Source organism: Paenibacillus protaetiae (assembly GCF_004135365.1).
In the GTDB taxonomy this organism is placed as follows: domain Bacteria; phylum Bacillota; class Bacilli; order Paenibacillales; family Paenibacillaceae; genus Paenibacillus_AP; species Paenibacillus_AP protaetiae.
On record NZ_CP035492.1, the window covers coordinates 1,447,692 to 1,472,420 of the forward strand.

At 51.4% G+C, this 24,729-nt stretch carries 21 protein-coding genes and 1 pseudogene; 8 read left to right on the forward strand and 14 right to left on the reverse strand.

Annotated features, from left to right (window positions below; genetic code table 11):
* Nucleotides 1-2: 2 nt before the first annotated feature.
* The 6 genes from ET464_RS06430 to ET464_RS06455 form a co-directional block, all read right to left on the reverse strand.
* Complete coding sequence (locus tag ET464_RS06430) at nt 3-1,178, reverse strand: sugar ABC transporter permease (RefSeq protein WP_129439297.1); 1,176 nt, start codon at nt 1,176-1,178, stop codon at nt 3-5.
* Between the two features lie 10 nt (nt 1,179-1,188).
* Entirely contained in the window at nt 1,189-2,709 is a 1,521-nt protein-coding gene (locus ET464_RS06435) for an ATP-binding cassette domain-containing protein (RefSeq protein ID WP_129439299.1), read from the reverse strand.
* Between the two features lie 102 nt (nt 2,710-2,811).
* Nucleotides 2,812-3,888 carry a sugar ABC transporter substrate-binding protein gene (locus ET464_RS06440; protein WP_425271758.1) on the reverse strand — a complete coding sequence of 359 codons (1,077 nt, stop codon included), beginning with the start codon at nt 3,886-3,888 and terminating at the stop codon, nt 2,812-2,814.
* 256 nt (nt 3,889-4,144) lie between these two features.
* Entirely contained in the window at nt 4,145-4,561 is a 417-nt protein-coding gene (locus tag ET464_RS06445) for a VOC family protein (protein WP_129439303.1), read from the reverse strand.
* An 86-nt stretch (nt 4,562-4,647) separates the two neighbouring features.
* Nucleotides 4,648-6,090, reverse strand: a complete 1,443-nt coding sequence (locus tag ET464_RS06450) for an FAD/NAD(P)-binding protein (RefSeq protein ID WP_129439305.1) — start codon at nt 6,088-6,090, stop codon at nt 4,648-4,650.
* Between the two features lie 222 nt (nt 6,091-6,312).
* Entirely contained in the window at nt 6,313-8,277 is a 1,965-nt protein-coding gene (locus tag ET464_RS06455) for an elongation factor G (RefSeq protein WP_129444154.1), read from the reverse strand.
* A gap of 231 nt (nt 8,278-8,508) precedes the next feature.
* On the opposite strand from ET464_RS06455, the gene greA reads away from it, so the two are divergent.
* The 3 genes from greA (at nt 8,509) to ET464_RS06470 (ending at nt 10,848) form a co-directional block, all read left to right on the forward strand.
* Nucleotides 8,509-8,985, forward strand: a complete 477-nt coding sequence (greA, locus tag ET464_RS06460; RefSeq protein ID WP_129439307.1) for a transcription elongation factor GreA — start codon at nt 8,509-8,511, stop codon at nt 8,983-8,985.
* Between the two features lie 154 nt (nt 8,986-9,139).
* Nucleotides 9,140-9,601, forward strand: a complete 462-nt coding sequence (locus ET464_RS06465; protein ID WP_208543903.1) for a MarR family winged helix-turn-helix transcriptional regulator — start codon at nt 9,140-9,142, stop codon at nt 9,599-9,601.
* The gene (locus ET464_RS06470) at nt 9,601-10,848 is read left to right on the forward strand and encodes an MFS transporter (RefSeq protein WP_244226700.1); all 1,248 of its coding nucleotides are present in this window, start codon (nt 9,601-9,603) and stop codon (nt 10,846-10,848) included. Before ET464_RS06465 ends, ET464_RS06470 begins: the two co-directional genes overlap by 1 nt.
* A 78-nt stretch (nt 10,849-10,926) precedes the next feature.
* Here the strand turns inward: ET464_RS06470 and ET464_RS06475 are convergent, their stop codons facing one another.
* The 3 genes from ET464_RS06475 to ET464_RS06485 form a co-directional block, all read right to left on the reverse strand.
* A complete protein-coding gene (locus ET464_RS06475) occupies nt 10,927-11,625 on the reverse strand; it encodes a type 1 glutamine amidotransferase (RefSeq protein ID WP_129439311.1) in 699 nt (232 codons plus the stop codon).
* Nucleotides 11,626-11,931: 306 nt separating this feature from the next.
* Nucleotides 11,932-13,419 carry an L-arabinose isomerase gene (gene araA / locus ET464_RS06480; RefSeq protein WP_129439313.1) on the reverse strand — a complete coding sequence of 496 codons (1,488 nt, stop codon included), beginning with the start codon at nt 13,417-13,419 and terminating at the stop codon, nt 11,932-11,934.
* Between the two features lie 163 nt (nt 13,420-13,582).
* Nucleotides 13,583-13,786 (reverse strand): hypothetical protein, encoded by a 204-nt coding sequence (locus ET464_RS06485; protein ID WP_129439315.1) that lies wholly within the window; start codon nt 13,784-13,786, stop codon nt 13,583-13,585.
* A gap of 127 nt (nt 13,787-13,913) precedes the next feature.
* Here ET464_RS06485 and ET464_RS06490 point away from each other — a divergent pair, with 127 nt between their 5' ends.
* From ET464_RS06490 to ET464_RS06505, 4 genes are all read left to right on the forward strand, one after another.
* Nucleotides 13,914-14,240, forward strand: coding sequence for a helix-turn-helix domain-containing protein (locus ET464_RS06490; RefSeq protein ID WP_129439317.1), 327 nt, complete (start codon nt 13,914-13,916; stop codon nt 14,238-14,240).
* 199 nt (nt 14,241-14,439) lie between these two features.
* Nucleotides 14,440-15,306 (forward strand): class I SAM-dependent methyltransferase, encoded by an 867-nt coding sequence (locus ET464_RS06495; protein ID WP_129439319.1) that lies wholly within the window; start codon nt 14,440-14,442, stop codon nt 15,304-15,306.
* On the forward strand, nt 15,306-16,034 hold the full coding sequence (locus tag ET464_RS06500) for an RluA family pseudouridine synthase (RefSeq protein ID WP_129439321.1): 729 nt from the start codon (nt 15,306-15,308) through the stop codon (nt 16,032-16,034). The genes ET464_RS06495 and ET464_RS06500 overlap by 1 nt, the downstream gene beginning before the upstream one ends.
* A 22-nt stretch (nt 16,035-16,056) precedes the next feature.
* Nucleotides 16,057-17,379, forward strand: a complete 1,323-nt coding sequence (locus ET464_RS06505) for a CapA family protein (RefSeq protein ID WP_129439323.1) — start codon at nt 16,057-16,059, stop codon at nt 17,377-17,379.
* Between the two features lie 4 nt (nt 17,380-17,383).
* Here the strand turns inward: ET464_RS06505 and ET464_RS06510 are convergent, their stop codons facing one another.
* Entirely contained in the window at nt 17,384-17,788 is a 405-nt protein-coding gene (locus ET464_RS06510) for a MarR family transcriptional regulator (RefSeq protein ID WP_129439325.1), read from the reverse strand.
* Between the two features lie 202 nt (nt 17,789-17,990).
* Between ET464_RS06510 and ET464_RS19765 the strand changes: the two genes are divergently transcribed.
* Entirely contained in the window at nt 17,991-18,155 is a 165-nt protein-coding gene (locus tag ET464_RS19765) for a hypothetical protein (protein ID WP_165279847.1), read from the forward strand.
* Between the two features lie 14 nt (nt 18,156-18,169).
* Here the strand turns inward: ET464_RS19765 and gyrA are convergent, their stop codons facing one another.
* The 4 genes and pseudogenes from gyrA to ET464_RS20830 all read right to left on the reverse strand — a co-directional run bounded on the left by gyrA (nt 18,170) and on the right by ET464_RS20830 (nt 24,727).
* Nucleotides 18,170-20,605, reverse strand: coding sequence for a DNA gyrase subunit A (gene gyrA, locus ET464_RS06515; RefSeq protein WP_129439327.1), 2,436 nt, complete (start codon nt 20,603-20,605; stop codon nt 18,170-18,172).
* A 12-nt stretch (nt 20,606-20,617) separates the two neighbouring features.
* A complete protein-coding gene (gene parE / locus ET464_RS06520) occupies nt 20,618-22,588 on the reverse strand; it encodes a DNA topoisomerase IV subunit B (RefSeq protein ID WP_129439329.1) in 1,971 nt (656 codons plus the stop codon).
* Nucleotides 22,589-22,638: 50 nt separating this feature from the next.
* Nucleotides 22,639-23,625, reverse strand: coding sequence for an ABC transporter permease (locus tag ET464_RS06525; RefSeq protein ID WP_129439331.1), 987 nt, complete (start codon nt 23,623-23,625; stop codon nt 22,639-22,641).
* Nucleotides 23,626-23,627: 2 nt separating this feature from the next.
* Nucleotides 23,628-24,727, reverse strand: a pseudogene (locus ET464_RS20830) (ABC transporter ATP-binding protein).
* Nucleotides 24,728-24,729: the final 2 nt, after the last annotated feature.

A 24,729-nucleotide genomic window follows, 5' to 3' on the forward strand; every position in this document is an offset into this window, starting at 1 on the left:
TGTCAAGAACGTTTCATCCGGGTTACGACGTCAAATATAACCGCTACCGCCAATACAGCCCCGCGTATCATGTACTGATACGAGATGCCGACGCCAAGCAAGTTCATGCCGTTGGACAACGAAGCCATTACGATGGCGCCAATGATGGACCCGGTCACTTTGCCGACGCCGCCGGCAGCGGATACGCCGCCCACGTAAGCAGCTGCAATCGCATCCAGCTCAAACAGCGTGCCGGCCGTTGTCGTAGCCGATTGCAGGCGTGCTGTAAACAATATGCCGGACAAAGCGGACAGCAGCCCCATTGATCCGAACACAATATACGTAATTTTTTTGACGCTGATTCCGCTTAAGTTTGCCGCTTCGGGATTGCTGCCGACTGCATAAATATGCCGGCCAAGCACCGTCGAATTCGTCCAAAAATGATAAATGATTACGACGGCAAGCATAATGATGACCGTCCAGGAAAATCCGTTATATCCGGATAAAATGTACGTAATATAAGCAATAATGGCGGATATAAAAACAAGCTTAACCGCAAACATGCTTTTGGATATAACGTCAAAATTGTATTTCATTTTGTTTCTTCGCTTTGAAAACTCGCTGTAAATATAGAAAAAAATAACCACCGCACCAATGATGAGCGACAGCAGATGCAAGCCGCCTATCGTCGCAATCGGCGGGATAAAACCGTTGCCGATGGCATTAAAATGATCATTTTTAATAATAATGGTTCCTGTGCTTTCCGTTACATTCAGCAATGCCCCGCGGAAAATAAGCATGCCGGCAAGCGAAGCGACGAATGACGGAATGCCGATCTGCGCAACTAAAAGGCCGTTAAACAGCCCGATAATAATGCCAAATACTAAAATAACCGGAATTGTAATATAGACAGGGACGCCAAGCTTAGTCAAGAAGATCGCAGCGATTGCCCCCATAAAGCCGGCACCGTAGCCTACGCTTAAGTCGATATGCCGGATGACAATAACAAGGGTCATGCCAACAGCCAGAACGGCAATATACCCTGTCGAATCCAGCAAATTGCTAATATTTTGAGAGGAAATAAACAACCCGTCCGTTAGTATCGTAAAAATGAGCATGATGACAAATAATGCGATATACATGCCGTAATCACGAATATTCACTTTAAGTACTGACTTCGCTTCGCCTAAAAATTTCACATGTCTTCCCCTATTGCGTAGCAAGCTTCATAATGTTTTCCTGATTTGCCTCGCTAATTGCCATCTCGCCCTTCATCCGGCCTTCTGCCATCACATAGATGCGGTCGCTCATGCCAAGCACTTCATTCAGCTCGGACGAAATCATAATGATGCTCATGCCTTCGCCAATCAGCTTGTTCATAATCGTGTAAATCTCAAATTTCGCCCCTACATCAATCCCGCGTGTAGGCTCATCCAGAATGAGCAGCTTCGGATTGACAAACAGCCATTTGCCCAGCGACACCTTCTGCTGATTTCCGCCGCTCAAATTGCCGACCAATTGCTCGATGGAGGGCGCTTTAATATTTAAAGACTGCTTGTAGAAATTTGAAATTTTCACTTCTTCATTTTCGTTAATGACTCCTTGCGAAGATAACGAGCGCAGATTGGCAACCGATATGTTCTGCTTAATGTCCTGCAGCAAAAACAACCCGTCGCCTTTGCGGTCCTCCGTCACATAAGCGATGCCTGCCTGTATGGCATCTTTCGGATGGCGGAATGACCGCTTCTGCTTGTTGAACCACACCTCCCCCTGCACCCTGTAGCCTTTCGGATTGCCGAACAGGCTCAGCGCAAGTTCGGTTCGCCCGGAGCCCATTAATCCGGCTATACCAACAATTTCGCCTTCCCGGACATATAAGCTGGCATCTTTGACAACATCCCTCCCTATTTGCGGGTCAAATGCGGACCAATTGCGGACTTCCAGCAAAGGCTCGCCAAATTTCTTTTGTTCTCGCTTAGGGTAGATGTCGTCAATCTCGCGGCCAACCATATTTTTAATAATGACGTTTTCCGAAATTTCGTTTTTGGCTGCGTCCAGCGTAACGATGGTCCGTCCGTCGCGAAGCACCGTAGCCTTGTCAGCGATGGAAATTACTTCTTTTAATTTGTGGGAAATCATGATGCAGGTGATCCCTTGCCGCTTCAGATCCTTTAACAGCAGCAGCAGATTGTCGCTGTCATTTTCGTTTAGCGCAGCCGTTGGCTCATCGAGAATAAGCAGCTTAACATTTTTGCTTAACGCTTTGGCGATTTCAATAAGCTGCCGTTTGCCTACGCCCAAATCTTTCACCAGCGTATCCGGATTAACGTCCAGCTTCACTTTTCTCAGCAGCTGCTTGGCACGGGCAATCGTCTGGTTCCAATCCACCATTCCATTTTTTTTCACTTCATTGCCGGCAAAAATATTTTCATAGACGGTCAAATCGGGGAATAAAGCAAGCTCCTGGTAGATGATGGCGATTCCGGCTTTCACGCTGTCGTTTATTTTGGCAAAATGCTGCACCTGCCCGTCGAATACGATGTCTCCGGCGTAAGTGCCGTATGGATATACGCCGCTCAACACTTTCATCAGCGTCGATTTGCCGGCGCCGTTCTCGCCGATCAGGCAGTGGATTTCACCTTGCTTCACCTTGAAATTCACATCGGCCAACGCTTTGACGCCGGCAAATTGTTTTGAAATATGATTCATCTCTAAAAGATAAGAACTCATTCTGCTTCAGCACCCTTCAACTGAAAAAATCACAGGCAGCGGAAAAGAGGAATAGTGATAGATCACAACCATCTACCACTATTCCGTCCAATCAATATGGGGTTACGAAGATAACCCTGTGAAGTCGCCGGCTTGGTAATAACCGGAGTCAATCAGCTCTTTTTGCACCTTGTCTTTGTCTACGACGATAACAGGCGTTTGCTTCGCTGGCACCTGGATTTTACCGTTGTCGTAGGAACCCGTTGCTTCAGGCGTGCCTCCGTCAAGCAGCGTAACCGCCATGCCCATAGCGTCTTTAACAAGCGTGCGTACATCTTTAAATACGGTCATCGATTGCTTGCCGTCGATAATGTATTGCACGGAAGCTTTCTCAGCGTCCTGGCCGGTTACAACATAGCTTTTGATGGCGGAATCAGCCGCAAATACGTCGGCAATGGAACGAGCAGTACCGTCGTTTGGCGCCAAAATCGCCACGTCGCCTTTCATGTCGGCAGCCGCTGCTGTCAAATGCGTTTGTGCTTTGTTTTTCGCTTCGTTGGCATCCCAGTTTGTCGTAACCTGGCTAATAATTTTGCTTTGCTCATCGCGGCTTAAATCTTTTTTATCCTTCAAAGCTTCCGCTTCGCTGGAGTTGGCGATTTTAAATGTGCCGTCAGCGATTTTCGGCTGCAGCACTTCCCATGCCCCTTGGAAGAACAAGAAGGCATTGTTGTCGGATGCAGCTCCGGCATACAGGTAAAGCGGCTCTCCGCTGCCTTTTACATGGTCAACCAAATATTGGGCTTGTGCAGCGCCTACAGACTTGCTGTCAAATGTAACATAGTAGTCGACTGCATCCGTTTTCGTAATCAGACGGTCGTACGAAATAACCTTGATGCCGGCTGCTTTCGCTTTTTCAACCGCTGCCGCTGCTGCATCACCGTCTTGTGGGCAAATGATCAGCACTTTAACTTTTTTCGCAATCAGCGATTCTACGTTTTCTTGCTCCTTAGCGGAGGAGCCTTGGCTGAACAAAATTTCCGTGGAATATTTCGTATCCTTCAAAGCATCTTTAAACCGCTGCTCATCCTGCACCCATCTCGGTTCATCCTTGGTCGGCAGCACGATCCCGACTTGAACGCCGCCCCCGCTTCCGCTTTTACCGCCGCATGCAGCCAGAGCTGAAGCAACAAGCAGCATAATCAGCACTAATGTAACCGCTCTCAAACTTCTTTTCAAAATAAATACCCCCTCATTTTTTAGTGGCTTTGCGCCAGCTTTCGAGAGAGATTTTAACACCGAACAAATTAACCTCACAATTCATTTTCTTCATATATTTTCCTATAAATTATCACATTGACATATTTTATATTTTATGTATTTACATAAAAAGCCGCCCGGCGTTACAATGCCGGGCGGCTTTTGTTGACTTGCATGTAATGAAATGGCGTCAAAGTTAGGCTTCGCCAAGATTAAGCTGCCATAATACGCCGTAAGGGTCGGTCACTTGTCCGTACAGCTTGCTCCAGAACGTTTCCTGAAGCTCCATATTAACTTCCCCGCCAACTTTCAGCTTATGAAAAATACGCTTCAGCTGCTCTTCATCGTTGGTGGAAATCGACAAGGTGATGTTACTGCCAACGGTAAAAGCCATTCCAGGGAAAACGTCGGAAAACATGACCGTGCTGCCCAATATTTTCATATTGGCGTGCATAACGAGATCCTTTGCTTCTTCCGGCAACGGATGATCCGGGTTTGGCGGAGAATCGCCAAATCGTATAATAGCCGGCGCTTCCGCCTCAAATGCATCCGCGTAAAAAGCGATTGCTTCACGCGCATTCCCGTTAAAATTAAAATATACGTCAATTGGCATCGTTTATTCCCCTTTCAGCTAACCTCCCCCTATACATTCTTGCCGCTAAGCTATAATCCTTCCCCGAGGCCAAGCTTTAATAAACTTTAACCCGATGTTATATTCGCTTTGGAATCTGCCGGCCAATGGCCGGTAAACTCCTGCTCGTCATATTCAAAGAATCGTCGCAAAATCATTTCCTTATCATCCAAAAACAGCTGATCGGCGATGGCGGATACGATTTTGGGCACTGCAAACCGAATGCCTGACAGAGCAGATGCGGAAATGCCGCAGCTAATAAGCGCGGAATAATTAAAGGCAAACAAGCCGTGCAGCAGCCTGCTTCCTTCTTCGCTTCGGCCTGTAAACGCAAAACCGGGCGATAAATACGGATGGGCGTCGAGAACAGGACTAGCAGCCGGGTCATGCGGCAGGCCGGTCCGGTCTCCCCATCGGGCAATGTGTTTCTCCAGCAGCTTTAGCTCCGGACGCAAAGCCGGGTCCGTTAATAAGCCGGTGCTGATAAGCAAATAATCAAACGAATGCCAGCCTTGTGGCGTGCGGACAGACGGTCCGTCCGCCGTCTCGCGGACTTCCAGCCACGGCGCATCAAGATGCAGGTGAAATCCGGGCCAGGCAGACGCCTGGTTAAATGTATCATTCGTCGGCGGCTGATTATTTTTGAAGAAATGCGCCATCACGCTGTATTTATCTTCGTCAGGCAAGCTGTAGTAACGTTCGATCATGCCGGATGTCTCCATTTGCCGGATCGGGTTAATGCGCGGCATTTCTTTGCGGCGGACAAATACATGCGCTTCTTCCGCCCCTTCCGCCAGCGCAAAATGGGCATTATCAAAAGCGGACGCCCCGCCGCCCAGTATCGCAATCCGCTTGCCTTTCAGCGGTTCAAAATCGACCATCCCGGACGTATGGGCATACCAGCGGGGCGACAAATGATCCGCTATGAACGAAGGCACATGCCATTCTCCGCCGCCTTGTATACCGGTTGCCAGCACCACTTTACGGGCCAGCAGCCTGGAAGAGGGCGCTCCCGCTCCTTCAATGGACAGCCTGTAGACGCCATCTTGGACCGGTTCGATCAGCGTCAGCTTCACTTCGTTCCGCACCGGCAGCTTTAACTCGTCCCGGTACCAGCGCAAGTAGCTCATCCATTCCTTGCGCGGAATTTTATCAAGCGCTTCCCAGCCCTCCGGTCCATGCTGCGCTTCCCACCATGCGCGAAATGTCAGCGACGGCACGCCAAGGTCGATGGACGTCAAATGTTTAGGCGTCCGCAGCGTCCGCATCCGGGCGTAGGTTTCCCACGGCCCCTCCAGGCCGGCTTTATTCTCGTCAATGACCAGAATGTTGGCAACCCGTTCCTTCATCAGCCCAAATGCAATGCCAAGCCCGCTTTGCCCGCCGCCAACAATTACAACATCATAAACATGTCCTTCGGAGTGCGCATGCGGCATGACCCAGCCGGCACCGCCGTATGCGAGGCAGGCAAGCTCCATTTGCACCCGTTCATGTAAAGCTTCCAGGCTCATAGCTATCCTTCCTTTCTTGCCACCACATTCATGTCAGAATACTTAACATATATAATGCTGATTGTAACTTGAACGCTCCATAGCGGAAAGAGCAGAAGGCAATATTCGTCATTGCGCCTAACGAAGCCGGCATTCATTGTTCATCTTCACGAGAAATCCGCATCAAAAAAAACGCCGGCCGGCAGCGGATGAACCCGCAGCGCGATCGGAGTTTGACGGTGCTTATTTGATTTTGATGCTTAAATACGATTCAACATCTGTCCACGGGATGCTGAAGCCTTTGCCTTTGGCGCAAAATATCGAAGATGACGTATATTCCGGGTCGGCGTCCTTATCGTATTGCCTATCTGCAATAATCCGTTCCGCCTGGTGGCATGGACGGTATCCGGCCAGCTTCAGCGATAATGCCCCTTTGCCTTTCGTATAGGATGCGAGCTCCGCTGCATAATTCATAAAAGTGGCGACCGGCGCTGCGCCGGACATAACGGCGGTATCGCCATACATTTCCGGCGGATCAAAGGTGCCGTGCGCCTGCTGGATGTCTGACATGGCCCGGCCGATCTGATCAATGCCGACCGTCAGCTTAAACGCATAATACGGCTCCAGCAGCATACTGCTTGTTTTCTCCAAACCTTGGCGGAACGCCCGCAGCGCGGCCTCGCGAAAATCGCCGCCGGACGTATGCTTGTTGTGCGAGCGGCCGGTGAGGAGCGTTATCGTCACATCTGTTACCGGCGAGCCGGCAAGCAATCCGCGATGCTCTTTCTCTGTCATATACTGGCCGATGACATGCTGAAACCCTCCTGCTAAATCATCCGGGTGACAGTGGTTGATGAACGTTACGCCGCTGTTCCGGGGGGCCGGATCGATTTGCAGATGCACCTCGGCAAAATGGCCTAACGGCTCGAAATGACCGTAGCCGATCGTTGTGCCGGTTATCGTTTCTTTATATAAAATTTCCGGCGGGCCGAAGGAAACGTTCATCTGAAAGCGTTCCGCAATAAGATGCTCCAGCACTTCCAGCTGGATCGTGCCCATCACATGGACTTGAATTTCTTGCAGCGCTTCATCCCAAACGACGCCAAGCGAAGGATCTTCTGCATCCAGCTGCCGGAAAAAGCGGAGCGCCTCACGGGCAGGCATAGACGGCTCCAGCAGCACTTTTGACTTTAACGCAGGCGCCAGTTCATAGCGGGCGCGCTCCTTCTGCTCACCCAGCCCGTCCCCGGCCTCTGCCGAAGACAAGCCGGTGACAACTGCCAGCTGCCCGGCATATACCCGGTCCGAAGCTATCCATTTGGGTCCGCTGCAGCTACGGATCGATGTAATTTTCTCCTGTTTGGCCTCACCGGAGGCATCCGTGTAAGCAAGTTCATCGCGGACGCTCAGCCCTCCTTGCGTCAGCTTCATGTAAGTGAGGCGCACCCCTTGCTGATCGTGGCGGATTTTGTATACTTTTGCAGCAAACGGTTTGTGCCGGTCATAATCGGGTGCCATCAATAAAGACAAACACTCAAGAAAAACATCAATCCCTTGATCGAGCAGCGCCGATCCGCAAACGGCCGGAATAAGCCGGCGCTCGGCTACAAGCTTCTGCATAGCGGCCAGCACCTGCTCCCCGGCTGCTTCTCCTTCCAGGTACGACTCCAGCAGCTCTTCATCCCGCTCGGCTGCAAACTCTGCCGCATGTTCCGGAATGCCTCCGCTCATACCGGCATCCAGCAATAGGACGTCCGGCGACAAATGTTGCCGGATATGGTCCAGCACCGCTTCCGCATCGGCCCCGCTGCGATCCATTTTATTAATAAAGCACAAGGTTGGAATCCGGTGTTTCTCAAGCAGCCGCCACACGGTTTCCGTATGGCCTTCCACGCCTTCCACCGCGCTTATAATCACCACTGCATAATCCATCACTTGGACTGCCCGCTCCATCTCCGCCGAAAAATCGACATGCCCGGGCGTATCAATCAAATCAAGTACAATATGCCCAAGCTTCATGACCGCTTGATCGGCAAATATCGTAATGCCGCGCGCCTTTTCCAGCTCGTGGCTGTCCAAATAAGCGTCCCGGTGATCCACTCTTCCGCGGCTGCGTATACTTCCGGTATGATAAAGAAGCTGCTCGGCAAATGTTGTTTTCCCTGCGTCAACATGGGCAAGCAAGCCGATTGTTGCATATTGTTCCACCGTCTGGTCACGTCCTCTATGTACAAAAATAGCGATATTGCCATTGTAAAAGATGCTTCGCTTGTTAAGCAATCGGTTTCCGGCTGAATAACCGGTTCAAAAATGTTTTAAAATGCATACAAACCGATGTATAGGCATAGGCGCTGTACGTGTACCATAAAATATTACAAGCTATTGTTCTCGCGAAACGGCTTCATTTGGTGTAGGATAAAGATAAAGGAGTTGTCATACATGTCACAAGAAGAAGTTATTTTAACCAAAGAAGGCATCGAAAAGCTCGAACAGGAGCTGGAGGAGCTTAAAGTCGTCAAGCGCAGAGAGCTTGCGGAACGGATCAAAGTCGCGATCAGCTACGGCGACCTGAAAGAAAACAGCGAATACCACTCCGCCAAAGAAGAGCAGGCCTTTATGGAAACGCGTATCGCTACGATCGAAAAAATGCTGCGCAAAGCGCGTGTTATTGATTCCCGCAGCTTGGATACATCGAAAGTATTTGTAGGTTCCACCGTCATTCTGCATGATGTCGAGTTCGATGAAACGCTGGAGTACAAGCTGGTTGGACCTGCGGAAGCGGATGTTAACAACAACCGGATCTCTTATGAAAGTCCGCTTGGCAAAGCGCTTATCGGCAAAACTGTCGGCAGCAGAATTGATGTTGAAGCGCCCGTCGGCATCATTTCGTACAAGCTTCTCGAAATTAAAGGCTAACAGCTTCTACAAGCTCCGCGCGCTGACGCGGAGCTTTTTTTATATGCAAAGAGAACCAATATTCTCTCTCCGACTGATCATGGCGGCTTGACAAATCATTTCGATGTCCTTATAGTTGTTATGACAACTAATTAGGATGCGGGAGAGATTCAGGATGAAATGCACGTCATTGGATACTTCAATCGGCTATTTGCTTGGCATCACTTATCGTAAATTGTCCAATCTGCTTCAGCTGCAGATCAAAAGCCTGGATATGACGCCGGAGCAATGGAGCGTGTTATACCGGATCAGCGAACGGGAAGGCATGATCCAGAAAGAAATCGGCGAACGCGCAGGCAAGGACAAGCCAACAACGACACGGATATTGGATCTGCTGGAAGGCAAAGGCTACATTTACCGCACACCCGGCGAACAAGATAAGCGTTCCTTCCAAATTTATGCGACCGAAGCCGGCAAACAAGTGATTCGCACTATAGCCCCCATTGAAATGCAAATGGTCGAAGATGCATCGGAAGGGCTGTCTGCCGAGCAATACGAGCAGCTTTTGGACTGGATCCGCCAAATTGACCGCAACGTCGACCGTTTAACAGAGAAATTAAGAGGAGAGATCGAATAGTGGAAGAACAACTAGAGCAACCTGCTTCAGCCAAACTTTGGACCAAATCGTTTATAGCGCTCACCGTCAGCTATTTGCTGCTTTTTTTATGTTTGCAAATGTTATTATCCCCATTTCCGACTTATGTAAAAGACAAATTTAATCCAAGCGACTTTACCGTCAGCCTCGTCATCAGCGTATTTGCTTTTGCAGCCATCATCTCCCGCTTTGTTACCGCTTCTCTGATGCGGAACCATAAACGCAACCTGCCGATGATGTTTACCGGCCTTGCCCTTGCCTCTGTCGCAACGGCGATATACCCGTTTGCAAGTTCAGTTGCAGTGCTGCTCGTGCTGCGCGTCCTGTTTGGCATCGGCTTTGGTATGGCCAGCACGATTATGCCGACCATTGTAGCCAAAATCATCCCGGGGAACCGGATGGGCGAAGGCATCGGCTACTTCGGAATGTCCACGACACTGGCCATGTCGGTTGGCCCGATCATCGGCCTTTCCGTTCTGGACGGCTTTGGTTTTGGAACACTCGCCGCGATGGGAACGGCTGCAGGCATCATTTCGATGCCGCTTGCCCATATCGCAGCGGGCCGGCGCAAGCTGCCGGCGGCAAACGCCGCTTCAGTGCGAACTGCACCATCATCGCCCGGCGCCGCTCCTAAACCAAAAAGCCCGTTTAATAAGAAGCTGTTGCTGCCATGTGCGCTTAATGTGCTTCTATCGCTTACGTACGGCGGGCTGCTAAGCTTTCTGGCACTGTACGGCAAGGAAAAACATATCGGCAGCATTGCGTTGTTTTTCTTGTTTAACGCATTAGCCGCCTTTATTGTCCGGCCTATTTCGGGCCGCCTGTTCGACTCCAAGGGGCATATCGCCGTTATTGTACCCGGCGCAGTGTTCAGCTTTATCGGGCTTATTCTCATCTCTTACACGTCGTCGCTGCCGCTTCTGATCTTGTCCGGTTTATTTTATGGCATTGGATATGGCGCTATTCAGCCGACGCTGCAGGCGTGGATGCTGCAAATCTCGCAGCCGCATGAGCATGGCACGGCCAACGGTTTGTATTACAATGCGCTGGATTTTGGCGTAGCTATCGGCTCAATGCTGCTTGGCGTCATCGCCTCCGCCACCAGCTACGGCATGATGTACCGGTTCAGCTCATTATCCATGGTGCTGTTTGTTGTAATCTATATCATTACACTGGCTGCTGTACGGCGGAAGCGCCAGCACAACGTCCAGCTTCAGCAAATGTCATAAACAAAACAAAGCAGGTTCTGCCCAGGGGCAGAACCTGCTTTGTTTGTAATGGGCGGATTGCATAGATTTCTATAAAGCTTATATAAGCAGCGCCGGCTGGGCTACGCGATCCAGCAAATGATGCAGCAGCAGCTCGGACCGCCCGCTTTGGATATGCTGGCCGCGAATAGCCCCGGCGGATTGGATGTAAGGCGCTTCGCACAGCTCCTCCGCCCAGCGGTCCACCATCGTCTCCATACAGCTGTACGACGTTTCCAGATGGAATTGCAGCGCCAGTACGCGGTCGCCGTAAGCAAACGCCTGATGCGGCGTCGCTTCGGAATACGCAAGCAGCTCCGCCCCGTCCGGAAGCTCAAACACATCCCCATGCCAATGAAAGCTGGGGAAGGAAGTTGGCATACCGGCAAAAAGCGGATGTTTAGAAGCCGTTCGATAAACCGTATGCCAGCCGATTTCCTTCACCCGGTTGCGCGTTACTTTAGCGCCTAGCACTTCTGCAATCAATTGCGCGCCAAGGCAGATGCCGAGTATATGCTTGCCGCTATGGATCGCTTCGCGGAGAAACGCCTTCTCCTCGCGCAGCCAAGGATGGCTTTCTTCTTCATATACGCTCATCGGTCCGCCAAATATAACAAGCATATCGAAGTTGTCCTGGTGCGGAAACACTCCTCCGTTATTCGGCTCCATGACAGCCATCGTAAATCCGTTGCGCTTTGCCCACCGTTCGACCACCGATTCATCGTCAAAAGAAAAATGTTTTAACGCCGCTATGCGCATCTCCGTCTCCCGCCTTTCTCTCTAGTCTTTCATGCGGTTATGCCGCTTGCTTGCTGATCCTGTTTTTAATATTGTAATAGACAATCTTTTTTCATGTCAACTTTATTAACACGAACATTACTTGCATGGCGCCGGTGCTCTACCGTGCAGCTTATCCGGCTTTCATTTGTTTATCAAGACAGCTTATTCGCACCGAATCAGCCGTTTAAGCTATGCGCGCACAAAAAAAGCCGCGTCTTTCCCGTTAACCCCCAGAGTTAACGGGAAAGACGCAGCTTATCTTAGTAGCCTGGCGATACCCGCCTGTTACGACCGGTAATAAATATCGTTCCAGCGCAGCTCATTGCGCAGCCCGCGCACCGTTGTTTGTTTGTCAATAACAACGGTTTCAATCCCGGCGGCTGCCGCCCAGTCCAGCAACTGTTCGGTTGTCGCTGTATATGAGAATACGGTGTGATGCGCCCCGCCGGCATAAATCCAGCTTTCCGCCGATTCCCGCAAGGACGGCTGCGGTTTCCAGAGCACACGCGCGACCGGGAGCTTCGGCATCGCTTGTTCCGGCTTCAACGCGTCCACCTCGTTAATAATAAGCCGGAAGCGGCTGCCCAGATTAATAAGTGAGGCGACAACCGCCGCCCCTGTTCGGCCGTCAAACACAAGGCGCGCCGGATCTGCTTTGCCTCCAATGCCAAGCGGGTGCACTTCGACACGCGGACGGCTGTCCGCAATCGTCGGGCATACTTCCAGCATGTGCGCGCCCAACACCATTTCATTGCCTTTTTCGAGATGATAAGTGTAGTCCTCCATAAAGGACGTTCCTTGATTGCCGGCAATGAGCTTCACGACCCGGGTTAGAGCCGCTGTCTTCCAGTCGCCTTCGCCTCCAAAGCCGTAGCCTTGTTCCATCAGGCGCTGTACTGCAAGGCCTGGAAGCTGCTTCATGCCATACAAATCCTCAAATGTTGTCGTGAAGGCGGTGAAACCGCCCTCTTCCAAAAATGACTTCAAGCCAAGCTCGATTCGCGCCTGATAGCCAATCGACGCCCACGAAACTTCATTCTCGCGCGTTGCCTGCGCAATGTCGTAGACCGTTAAGTATTGTTCCAGCAGCGCTTTCACTTGTGCGTCGGAGACAGCGTTTACTCGTTCAGCCAAATCACCGATACCGTAGCCGCTAATCGACCAGCCGAACTTAATTTGCGCTTCGACCTTGTCGCCTTCGGTAACGGCAACTTCCCGCATATTATCGCCAAATCGCGCCACTTTCAGGCATCGGCTTTCCATCTGTGCAGCAGCCGATGCCATCCAGCCGGCTATCCGCCCGCGCGTCTCCCCATCCTGCCAGTGGCCGGTCACGACTTTCCGTTCCAAGCCAAGCCGCGCGAAAATATGGCCAAATTCGCGGTCGCCATGCGCGGATTGATTCGTATTCATAAAATCCATATCAATCGTGTCCCACGGGATATCCCGGTTAAATTGCGTATGCAGATGCAGCAGCGGCTTGCGAAGCTCCGCCAAGCCTGCAATCCACATTTTTGCCGGAGAGAACGTGTGCATCCAGGCGATAATGCCCGCACAGCTGCTGTCCGCTTTGGCTTCGACACATAATCGGTAAATCTCTTCCGGCGTTGTCGCCACCGGCTTACATTCAAGAGCATACGGAAACGTACGGTCCTCGTTAAATGCATGAACGATCGCCCGGGAGTGATCAGCAACCTCTTCCAGCGTCTCCGGTCCGTACAAGTGCTGACTGCCGGTTACGAACCAAAACGTGTAGGGTTTTACTTGCAGCATAAGTGCTTCCTCCTTGAATAACCCGTTTGGATAAACGAAATAAATAACAAGGTAGGCTTATCGCTTTAACTTGTACGAACAAATAAAGAAGATATCTTTGTCCGTTCCTACAAGTTGTACGAACAACCTGCAAGCACTATCATACCTTGATTACCCCCTCTTTTCAATCCCCTAATGAAGCCGCTTTCTCCAAGCGGTATTTTTGCTTGCAAAATCCGCATTGAAGCATAACGCCCGTTTCGCCAATGGCATATGTCACCCGCTCATCGTCTTCCGGTTCAATAAACTCTCTCCCCTGCACATCCTTGTCGCCAGTAGCAAAAAAAGCCGTCCGGTTACCGCAATCGCATTGAAAGGTCAAAATCATTAAAAAATCGCCTCATTTCCTTTATTTTCTTAAAATAAGCTTGACACTGATACAAAATGTATCATAAATTACTAATAGTAATAGGTATTGCTATGTTTAAATGGCCATAACGTGAGGAGTAGAACGAATGACGATGGGAGATCGCCTCAAGTTGCTTCGAGTCAGTCGGAATTTGTCTCAGGATGCGGTAGCGCGAGCCATTGGCATTACCCGATCCGCATACAGCCATTACGAAATCAACAACCGCCAGCCTGTTTACGAGACGCTGATTAAGCTGTCTTCTTTTTTTAATGTATCCATTGATTACATTATTGAAGGAGATTCCCGCAAATCAGCGGCGGAAGTGGCGCCTGAGACACAGCAAATTATTGAGCTGTTGAATACGATGGACGAAAGCAAACGCAAGCAATCCATTGACAAAATGCTGAATGCCATCCGTACCGACAGCCGGTAACCATTGGCAGCTGAAGTGACGCGGAAAAAACGTTTTTTTTAGCCAATACAGGTTTGGCCGCGTCTCTTTTCCGGCGGCTATTTTTGAAAACGCACCAATTTCTGCGCCGCCAGTGTTTGATTCATTAGATTTGCTTCGTTATAATAATCGTTGACTTTATTATAATACCATGCGAACAACGAGGAAGGATTATTATAACATGTACTTAGCAGACAAATGGACCGACTACGAGGTCATAGATACAGGCGGCGGCGAGAAACTTGAGCGGTGGGGCAGTTATATTTTGCGCAGGCCCGATCCTCAAATTATTTGGCCCATTGCGAACGAAAGCGGCTTGTGGAAGCAGGCGGACGGGCACTATCACCGCAGCTCCTCCGGCGGCGGCCAATGGGAATTCAAAAAAAATCTCCCTGAGCGATGGACGATTTCATACGGCGATCTGTCGTTTCATATTCACCCGACCAACTTTAAGCATACCGGATTGTTTCCCGAGCAGGCCGTTAACTGGAGCTGGATGATGGATAAAATCAAATCCGCCGGCCGGCCTATTCGGGTGCTTAACCTGTTTGCTTATTCCGGCGGCGCAACGATAGCCGCAGCTGCTGCAGGCGCTGAAGTTGTTCACGTCGACGCCGCCAAAGGCATGGTGCAGTGGGCGAAAGAAAACGCCGAGCTGTCCGGCCTGAAGGATCATCCGATCCGTTATATTACGGATGACGTGTTTAAATTTGTACAACGCGAGCAGCGCCGCGGACGGCAGTATGACGCCATAATTATGGATCCGCCATCCTATGGCCGCGGTCCAAAAGGCGAAACATGGAAGCTGGAAGAAAACTTGTATCCGTTCCTCGAATTTTGCACAACGATCTTGTCGGACAATCCATTGTTCCTGCTGATCAATTCCTATACGACAGGCCTGTCGCCGTCCGTGCTGCATAATCTGCTTCATATGACGATGCACGGCAAATACGGCGGCATGATTAACTGCGGCGAAATCGGGCTGCCGATAACCGCTTCCGGCCTTAACCTGCCATGCGGCATTTTGGGACGATGGGAGTCTAAGTAATGAAGGACGGCAAAAGCTTAACGCCGGCTATCCCGATCTTGTTTGAGGACAACCACCTGCTTGCAGTCGTAAAGCCGCCAGGCGTTCCTTCGCAAGAGGACGAATCCGGCGATCCCGATATGCTGACGCTGCTGAAGCTGGATTTGAAAGAGCGGTACGGCAAACCCGGCAACGTCTTTTTAGGTCTGGTCCATCGTTTGGACCGGCCTGTCGGCGGGGCGATGATTTTCGCCAAAACGTCCAAAGCCGCTTCCCGCCTATCGGAAGCGGTCCGCAGCCGTACCTTTGGCAAAACCTATATCTGTATCGTGCAGGGCAAGCCTGCCGCTGCGAAAGGCCAGTTGAAGCATTATATCCGGAAGGATAAAAGCCGCAACCAGGTGACTGTATTTGATTACGCCGCACCGGAAGCCAAAGATGCCGTGCTTGACTATACGGTTATTGCTTCAAACGGGAGTTATTCCCTGGTTTCCGTCAAGCTTCATACCGGCCGGCCGCATCAGATCCGAGCGCAAATGGCGCACATCGGATGCCCGCTTGTTGGTGACCGCAAATATGGCACGGCTCCGGTTTCCGGCGTGCCGGACATTGCGTTATGGTCAACTTCCGTGACCGTCCCCCATCCTGTAACGAAGGAACAGCTCACCTTTACGTCCATCCCGCATGGCCAGCCGTGGGAATGGTGGAGCCGCGACGAGCTGGAAAGAGCGTCCTCCCTGTTTCTATAAAAAGAAAAGGATTTGATGCTTGATGAGGCAACGACGAAAGCGCAGAAAACACCGGGTGCTTAACCTATGGCTCCTGGTGTTCTCGTTAGCAGGACTCGTCTTCATAGGCTGGTCCGCCGGCTGGGACCGGATATTTACGGAACCGGCCGCTCTTAACGGTTCGCATCATTCATCCCCGCCTGCAGCTGGAAGTCCTCAGGCATCGTCTGACAGCGCTCAGACGGCCGGCAGCAGCCCGTCAGGGCTGCCAGGCTCCTCGGCCTCTCCCAATCCTGCATCCCCCGTTCCAACCCCCAGATCGGAACCTGAATACCGTACTGCCGTATGGATGGCGGTCGGGGACGTTATGATGCATACGCCGGAGCTTCCGGGCGCTTATGACCGAAAGCAAAAGCGATATAATTTTGATCCTTATTTCGAACAGGTTAAGCCGATTTTAGGGCAAGGGGACTGGGTGCTGGCCAATTTGGAAACGCCGGTAGCGGGCAAACAATACGGCTACAACGGCTACCCGAATTTCAACGCGCCGGACGAACTGTTGGAAGCGCTTCAGCACAGCGGCTTTAACGTACTTACTTTCGCCAACAACCATATGCTCGATCAAGGCGAGCAAGGGCTGCTGAACACGGTCGAGCAAATCAAGCACTACGGCTTTGCAACCAAAGGGGCGGCAGCGAGCCAGGAAGAATCGGACCAAGCCGTTATTGTCGAGCAAAACGGCATCAAGATGGGACTGCTCGCGTACACCTATGGGACGAACGGCCATCAGATTACATCCGGCCGGAGCTACCTTGCTTCCTATATTAACGAAGCTAAGATGAAACAGGATATTCAAACGATAAGGAAAGCAGGCGCTGATTTTGTAGTGGTAGCCTTGCATTTTGGAGTCGAGTATGAAACGGAGCCTAATGAGGAACAAAAGAGGCTTGCGCGCTCGTTAATTGCGGAAGGTGCAGATATTGTGGCAGGTTCACATTCGCATGTGCTGCAGCCTTATGAAGTGGTGCAGACCGCAACAGAGGACGGCAAACCCCGCGAAGGACTTATCCTTTATTCGATGGGCAATTTTCTTTCCAATCAGCGGGGCGATACCAAAGACTATGGAGCGATATTCCGGTTGACCGTCAAACAAAACAGGGAAGACGGTTCCATCCAGCTGGACGATATTGAAGCGATTCCGACATGGGTTTACCGGTACCGCGAAGGCGACTTTTTCCAATACCGCATTCTTCCAGTCGAACAGACATTAGCGCAAGAAGCGAGCAAGCAGCTAACGGATCAAGAATACGCTGCTATGCAAAAAACGTACGATGCGCTTCAGACGCGGCTGCATGAATGGCAGTAGCCGGTTACATATTGGCGACTTTGCCAAGCAAATAAACAAGCAGCTGCTGATTATGGGCGGAGATGCGGTCCAGAGACTGCTCAATTACTTTGGAGCGGACCTCCAGACCGCGCTGGGTCTCCGCCTTTCCTTTCTCTGTAACTGTCACCCATACAATTCTCCGGTCGCTTTCATCTCTTGTACGTACAATTAGCTCATTGCGTTCCATCCGGTCGAGCAAGGTTGTAATGGCAGCCGGCGTCGTCGATAAATACTGAAGCAAATCCGAAGGCTTCATTGGTTCATGCTGCAGCAGCAGCTCCAGCACCCCAAGCTGGCCCTCCGTCAACGGAGCAAGCGATTGTTCCAGTGTCAGCTTCCATTCCCGCGTTAATTTGGACCATACTCTAGTAAAATCATCAGAAACCATTAGCGCATCGCTCCTTGTCCGAATCATTTTCTAACCTAAATTATACCATCTGAAAATGTCGAATTAAAGATTAATACAATTAATAATTTGCGCCATTAATCGCTATAAATCCGAACGTTTTGACAGGAGTAGACATAAACTTTATATAGGCGATTGACAACAGGTCACAACCCCTTGACATGTACAGTAAGGAGGTTCCGGAGTGGATAATAAATTGGAGCTTGTCCGCAAAGTGATGGATTACGGCATAATAAAAGACCCGCAATGGCTCGAGCGTTTAGACGATCCCGCTCCATTGTGGGTCCTGTTGGAAGCACTATTAAGTGTGATTGAGCGGCTTGACCCGCCTAATCAGCCTTTTGATTAAAGGCTGCCGCCGGCTTAACGGCGTTTCGCTACAATGTCGATACGTTCGTCCTTATCTAATTGCGCAACAATACGGCCGACCGATTTGCGTTCCTCTATCGGTGTTTTTTCCGAATTGAGCAAATGGCTTGCGCCAGACGAAGTGACAAGCAGCAGCTGCAGCGGCTCGCGGCAATAATAAGCGGATACAAGTGCTGTACCGTTAGGTTTCACCCGCTTGCCCTCTTTAAACTCAAATGTTTGCACGCCTTTGCCGCCTCTGCCTTGAATCGGATAATCAAGCAGCAAACTTCGTTTGGCATAACCCATATCCGACAACACCAGCAGTTCGCCCTCATCGTCAAACACAAATTCAAAGCCGATTATTTCATCGTCATCCTTCAGCGACATGCCGCGCACCCCGCCTGCCACGCGCCCCATCGGATTCACTTCGCTTTCTTCAAACCGGATGCTCATGCCAAGCTTGCTGACAAGCAGCAGCTGTTTTTTGCCGTCGCTGAGCTTCACATCCACGACCTCGTCGCCATCGGCTACTTTGCATGCCGCAATAGCAGTTGAGCGGGTCGTCATATAGTCCTTCAGCAGTGTCCGCTTGACATTGCCGCGTTTCGTTACAAACACAAGCGAACTTGCTTCGTCATTAAAATCTTTCACCGGTATGACGCTAACAATCGAATCGTCTTTTGGCAGCGGGATAACATTGACGATCGCGGTGCCGTTATCTTTCCATTTAAATTCCGGTACCTGGTGCACCGGAAGCATATAATATTGCCCTTTGCGCGTAAACAGGAGCAAATTGTCAAGCGTATTCACGAGCAGCAGGTCGGAGATGACATCGCCTTCCTTGACGCCCGAGCTGTCGAGTTCGCCGCCTGAGCGGGTAAAGGACAACATGCTTGTCCGTTTTACATACCCTTCCCGGCTGAGCGTCACCAGCACATCCTCGGAGTTGATCATCACCTCCAGGTTGACCTTCAATTCCTCCACTTCCTGCTGAATCGCAGAGCGGCGTTCGATAGCATATTTGTCACGTATTTCAACCAGCTCGTCTTTGATGACGCCAAGCAGCTTCTTCTCGCTGTCCAGAATCGACTTCAGGTAGCTGATCCGCTTCAATATTTCTTTATGTTCTTTTTCAAGCGACGAAATTTCCAAATTCGTCAGCCGGTACAGCTGCAGCGTCAAGATCGCGTCAGCCTGGCGTTCGGTGAACGCAAACTTCTCGACGAGATTGTGCTGGGCATCGGCGCGGTTTTTGGAAGCTTTGATCGTTGCGATCACTTCATCCAGCAAATTCAGCGCCTTCACAAGGCCTTCCAGAACGTGGGCACGGTCCTCCGCTTTCTCCAGCTCATATTGGGTGCGGTAGGTCACTACTTCTTTCTGGTGCCCGATATATGCCTGCAAAATCGGCTTGAGGCCAAGCTGCTGCGGCTGCTTGTTCACAATTGCTACCATGTTGAAGTTATACGTCGTCTGCAGATCGGTTTTTTTCAGCAAATAAGCCAAAATCCCTTCCGCATCCGCGTCCTTCTTCAGCTCCACCACGATGCGGAGCCCGTTCCGGCCCGTTTCGTCGCGCACCTCGGCAATGCCTTCCACCTTTTTCTCCAGGCGGATGTTTTCCATCGCGGTAACTAGGCGGGCTTTGACCACCTGATACGGAATTTCCGTAATGACGATCTGCTGCTTGCCGCCGCGAAGATCTTCAATTTCCGTTTTGGCGCGGACATAAATCCGCCCTTTGCCAGTCGTATAAGCTTCGCGTATGCCTTCGCCGCCCATAATGATGCCGCCGGTCGGGAAATCCGGGCCTTTGACGATCTGCATGAGCTCGTCCAGCGTAATGTCCGCATTGGCCATAACCGCAATGCAAGCGTCGATAACTTCACGCAAGTTATGAGTCGGGATTTCCGTCGCAAATCCGGCCGAAATTCCGCTTGCGCCGTTCACCAGCAAATTCGGGTAACGGGAAGGCAGCACAACCGGCTCTTTTGCCGTATTGTCAAAATTATCTTTAAATTGAACCGTCCGCTTATCAATATCACGCAGCAGCTCCATTGCGATGGAAGAAAGCCGCGCTTCCGTATAACGCATCGCCGCAGCCGGGTCATCGTCAAGCGACCCCCAGTTGCCGTGCCCGTCCACCAGCACATGCCCCATCTTCCAAGGCTGTGCCATCCGGACCATCCCTTCATATATCGATGAATCCCCGTGCGGATGGTAATTGCCCATGACGTCGCCGACGGTTTTCGCCGATTTGCGGTACGGCTTGTCCGGCGTATTGCCGGATTCGTACATCGCATACAGAATCCGGCGCTGCACGGGCTTCAGCCCGTCACGCACGTCAGGAATAGCCCGGTCCTGGATGATATATTTGGAATAGCGCCCGAAGCGGTCGCCTACGACCTCCTCCAGAAACGCCGGTAAAAAAGACTCCAGCATACTCATGTCCCGTTCCTCCTATTCCTCAAATTCCGTAAAGTCGACGTTTTCCATAATCCAGCGCTTGCGCGGATCAACCTTATCGCCCATGAGCGCCGATACGCGGCGTTCCGCTTTGGCCGTATCGTCGATTTGCACCTGCAGCAGCGTTCTCGTTTCCGGGTTCATCGTCGTTTCCCATAGCTGCTCGGGATTCATCTCGCCAAGTCCTTTATACCGCTGAAGCTCATAGCTTTTGCCGAATTCTTTCAAATAGTTTTGCAGCTGCTCATCGGTCCACGCATAACGGACTGTCTCCAGCTTGCCCGACTTCCGGGTAATTTTATAAAGCGGCGGCTGTGCGATATACACTTTGCCGTTATCAATGAGCGGCTTCATATACCGGTAGAAAAACGTCAGGAGCAGCACCTGGATATGCGCGCCGTCCGTATCCGCGTCGGTCATAATGACGATCTTGCTGTAATTGCTTTCTTCCGACTCGAATTCCGAGCCGATGCCGGCTCCAATCGCTGATATAATGGCACGGTATTCGTCGTTTTTCAAAATATCCGCCAGCTTCGCTTTCTCCGGATTCATCGGTTTGCCCTTCAGCGGCAAAATCGCCTGATACTTCGAATCGCGACCTTGCTTCGCCGAACCGCCAGCCGAATCGCCTTCGACGATAAACAGCTCTGTGCGCGATACATCCTTCGACTGCGCCGGCGTCAGCTTGCCGCCCAGGTTGGAGCCTTCGCTTTTTTTCTTGCCGCTGCGTATTTCTTCGCGCGCCTTGCGCGCCGCTTCGCGCGCTTTGGCCGCTTGTACCGCTTTTTTCAGCAGCATTTGCACCGTTTGCGGGTTTTCCTCCAGGAACACCTGCATTTTCTCCGTTACAATGGCGTCCACGGCACTGCGGGCGGATACGCTGCCCAGCTGATCCTTCGTCTGGCCGACGAATTCCACCTCGGACATCTTCACATTGATGACAGCCATCATGCCTTCGCGGAGATCGCTGCCTTCCAGGTTTTTATCCTTTTCCTTGAGCAAAGCCGTCTTACGGGCATATTCGTTCATGACACGGGTGTAGGCCGTTTTGAAGCCGGTCTCATGCGTGCCGCCGCCGCGCGTCGGAATCGAGTTGACGAACGAAGCAATCGTCTCCGTATACCCGTCGTTATACTGGAGCGCGATTTCCACTTCGATGTCGTCGCGTTCGCCGGCAAAATGAATGGCGTCGCCGAGCACGGTTTTGCCTTCGTTCAAAAATTGAACAAACTGCTTGGCGCCGCCGTCATAATGAAACACTTCCTGCTTGTCATGGCGGTCATCCTTGATCGTGACCTTCAAGCCGGAGTTCAAAAAAGCGATTTCCTGCAACCGCTCCGCTAATGTGTCATAGTTGATCGTTATCCCGGAATGAAATACGCGAGCATCAGGCTTAAACGTAATTTTAGTGCCTGTCCGGTTCGTGTTGCCCACGATATCCAAACCGGTTACCGGTTCGCCGACATGCTCTTTGCCTTTGTCGTCAACCCAATATTCATAACGCTGCTTATGTATTTTGCCGTCGCGGTATATTTCAACCTCTAGCCATTCGGACAAAGCGTTTGTAACCGACGCGCCTACGCCGTGCAGGCCGCCGGATTTTTTATAGCCGGCTCCGCCAAATTTGCCTCCGGCATGCAAAATCGTAAATACAACCTGCGGCGTCGGGATGCCGGTTTTGTGCATGCCGGTCGGAATGCCGCGTCCGTTGTCATAAACCGTTACCGAACCATTTTTATTTAAAGTGACTTCAATTGCGTTGCAAAATTTCGCCAAATGCTCGTCAACCGCGTTATCCACGATTTCCCAAACGAGATGATGAAGTCCGGAGCTACTTGTACTCCCTATGTACATCCCGGGCCGCTTGCGTACCGCCGTTAATCCTTCCAGTACCTGGATGTCATCTGCCTCGTAGCTGCGGTCAGCGGCGGATGGCGCTTTGAAGAGATCCATTTGCTCAGTCATGAGCGTCCCCCAATCTGAAAATCGCGTTTCCCTTTCTTCGAGCTTTTATTTTAATTCAATATATCCTGTTTAGTAAAGACTGTAAACGACACGACTACCGATGCAGCCGCCCAAATGCCAAGCACAGCAAGCGAAAACAAAAACGTCATGCCTTCAACCGGCGGGGGCGATCCGTTCAAATAATGCGCCAAATTCAAGTTCACCGAAAACAAATATTTGGACGCATGCCAGGACGAGGCCATGTTCGACAGCAGTGTCCCGGCAATAAGCACGGAAGTCATCGTCACAATACTTGCCGATGTGCTTCGCAGCAGAACAGATACCATTAACGATAGCCATGCAACCGTCATGGCCGCGATCCAGGTAAGCCCCATTTGCATGAGCAAGTACTGCCACTGCGGCACAATATGCGCATACGTGCTGTCAATGGCGGAGCCTTTGACCATAAAGCCTGTGAACACGGGCATAGTCCAGCCCCCGTAGCCAAATGCAAGCCCGGATACCAGATAGCTGATCACCGCTGTCAAAACGACAATGAGCGATACATACAGCGTCAGCGCCGCAAGCTTGCTGAACAAGATACGCCAGCGGCGGACGGGCCGGGCGAGCAGCAGCTTGATCGTCCCTTCCGCCCTCTCCCCCGATACAATGTCGGACGCAAGCGCCAGCACCAGCACCGGAATGAGGAGCGTCATCGCATTTTGCAAAAACTCGCGCGTAAACGTTACACTGCTTATATCGCTTGGATTAACATCATGCTCCAAATAATATTGCAGCTGCTGAACAACCACTTTGCGGTGCTTCTTCCACTCCTCCGGCATGCGGTCGCTGGACAGTGTGTTTTCCAAATCGGTGATTTGCTGCAGCACCTGGCTCCGCCAGTTGGTGAAATGAGCCTGATTATGGTGCAAAACTCTTTGCTCCGCATAAGTAAATATCGGAATAAGCGCCAGCAATAATAGCAAAATGACAAAAAACCTTTTTTTACGCCATATTTTAAGCGTTTCATTTTGAATTAATCCGATCATCGCCAGCATCGTTATTCCTCCTCTTTCAGCCTGTCGGATGACGAAGTTAAATGAAGAAACAGCGTCTCAAGCGAATGGTTAAGCGGCTGCACCGCCATGACGCCGATACCCGCTTCCGTCAGACGGTTAATCATGGCCGGCACCGCTTCGCGGTCCATTCGAACGGCAACGGCATTCGGCACTCCGTCCGTCAGCGTATTAGCCCAATCGGATTGCAACGTACGGATAACCGGAGATAAGACGGCCTCATGAGCCTCATGGGCATCTGGGGGCGCAGCCGGGCTGGCTGCGGCGCTTTTCGCATAGGCAATCGGCGCCCCGGATGATGCAAACGCCGGATGGGCAGCCGGAACGGAATAAGCACCGGCGTCCGCACGTATTCCCGCCGTCAGCAGCTCGCGGCCGCGCTGCGGATCGTCCAGCTGCCACAATACATACCCGGCGCCTGCCCGGACAGCTCTGCTACACTGCCGGCGGCACGAACTTTCCCATGCTGGATAATCGCGACGCGGTCGCACATTTGCTCGATTTCGTTTAATAAATGGCTAGATATAAAAATGCCGATCCCTTCCGACGCCAGCCTCCGCACAAAGGAGCGCAGCTCCTTGATCCCTTGCGGGTCAAGGCCGTTGGTCGGCTCGTCCAGCAGCAGCAGCTTCGGGCGGCCAAGCAAAGCTTGGGCAATGCCCAGCCGCTGGCGCATGCCCAGCGAATACGTCTTCACCTTGTCATGGATGTTGCCGCTCAGCCGTACGATGTCCGCCACTTCTTCCAGCCGCTGGCGGCTAATTCCCGGCTGCATGCGGGCATAGTGCTCCAGGTTCTCCCAGCCTGTCAAATAGCCGTACACCTCGGGATTTTCCACAATACAGCCGACATGACGCAGCGCCTGCTCCGGATGGCGGTGCACATGATGGCCGCATATGTAGACTTCGCCGGATGTCGGCTTGGCCAAATTGACGAGCATCCGGATCGTCGTTGTTTTACCGGAGCCGTTAGGACCAAGGAAACCAAACACTTCGCCAGCGAACACATCGAAGTTAATGTTCTGCACAATCGGGCGTCCTTGAATGGTTTTCGTCAAATGGTTAACCGACAGCACTTTATCCATAA

Excerpts from the sequence above, each read along its gene's own strand:
- ET464_RS06435 (WP_129439299.1), bottom strand. The coding sequence starts at position 2,709 with ATGAGTTCTTATCTTTTAGAGATGAATCATATTTCAAAACAATTTGCC.
- ET464_RS06440 (WP_425271758.1), bottom strand. The coding sequence starts at position 3,888 with ATGCTGCTTGTTGCTTCAGCTCTGGCTGCATGCGGCGGTAAAAGCGGA.
- ET464_RS06445 (WP_129439303.1), bottom strand. The coding sequence starts at position 4,561 with ATGCCAATTGACGTATATTTTAATTTTAACGGGAATGCGCGTGAAGCA.
- ET464_RS06450 (WP_129439305.1), bottom strand. The coding sequence starts at position 6,090 with ATGAGCCTGGAAGCTTTACATGAACGGGTGCAAATGGAGCTTGCCTGC.
- greA (WP_129439307.1), top strand. The coding sequence starts at position 8,509 with ATGTCACAAGAAGAAGTTATTTTAACCAAAGAAGGCATCGAAAAGCTC.
- ET464_RS06465 (WP_208543903.1), top strand. The coding sequence starts at position 9,140 with ATGAAATGCACGTCATTGGATACTTCAATCGGCTATTTGCTTGGCATC.
- ET464_RS06475 (WP_129439311.1), bottom strand. The coding sequence starts at position 11,625 with ATGCGCATAGCGGCGTTAAAACATTTTTCTTTTGACGATGAATCGGTG.
- araA (WP_129439313.1), bottom strand. The coding sequence starts at position 13,419 with ATGCTGCAAGTAAAACCCTACACGTTTTGGTTCGTAACCGGCAGTCAG.
- ET464_RS06485 (WP_129439315.1), bottom strand. The coding sequence starts at position 13,786 with ATGATTTTGACCTTTCAATGCGATTGCGGTAACCGGACGGCTTTTTTT.
- ET464_RS06490 (WP_129439317.1), top strand. The coding sequence starts at position 13,914 with ATGACGATGGGAGATCGCCTCAAGTTGCTTCGAGTCAGTCGGAATTTG.
- ET464_RS06495 (WP_129439319.1), top strand. The coding sequence starts at position 14,440 with ATGTACTTAGCAGACAAATGGACCGACTACGAGGTCATAGATACAGGC.
- ET464_RS06500 (WP_129439321.1), top strand. The coding sequence starts at position 15,306 with ATGAAGGACGGCAAAAGCTTAACGCCGGCTATCCCGATCTTGTTTGAG.
- ET464_RS06505 (WP_129439323.1), top strand. The coding sequence starts at position 16,057 with ATGAGGCAACGACGAAAGCGCAGAAAACACCGGGTGCTTAACCTATGG.
- ET464_RS06510 (WP_129439325.1), bottom strand. The coding sequence starts at position 17,788 with ATGGTTTCTGATGATTTTACTAGAGTATGGTCCAAATTAACGCGGGAA.
- gyrA (WP_129439327.1), bottom strand. The coding sequence starts at position 20,605 with ATGAGTATGCTGGAGTCTTTTTTACCGGCGTTTCTGGAGGAGGTCGTA.
- parE (WP_129439329.1), bottom strand. The coding sequence starts at position 22,588 with ATGACTGAGCAAATGGATCTCTTCAAAGCGCCATCCGCCGCTGACCGC.
- ET464_RS06525 (WP_129439331.1), bottom strand. The coding sequence starts at position 23,625 with ATGCTGGCGATGATCGGATTAATTCAAAATGAAACGCTTAAAATATGG.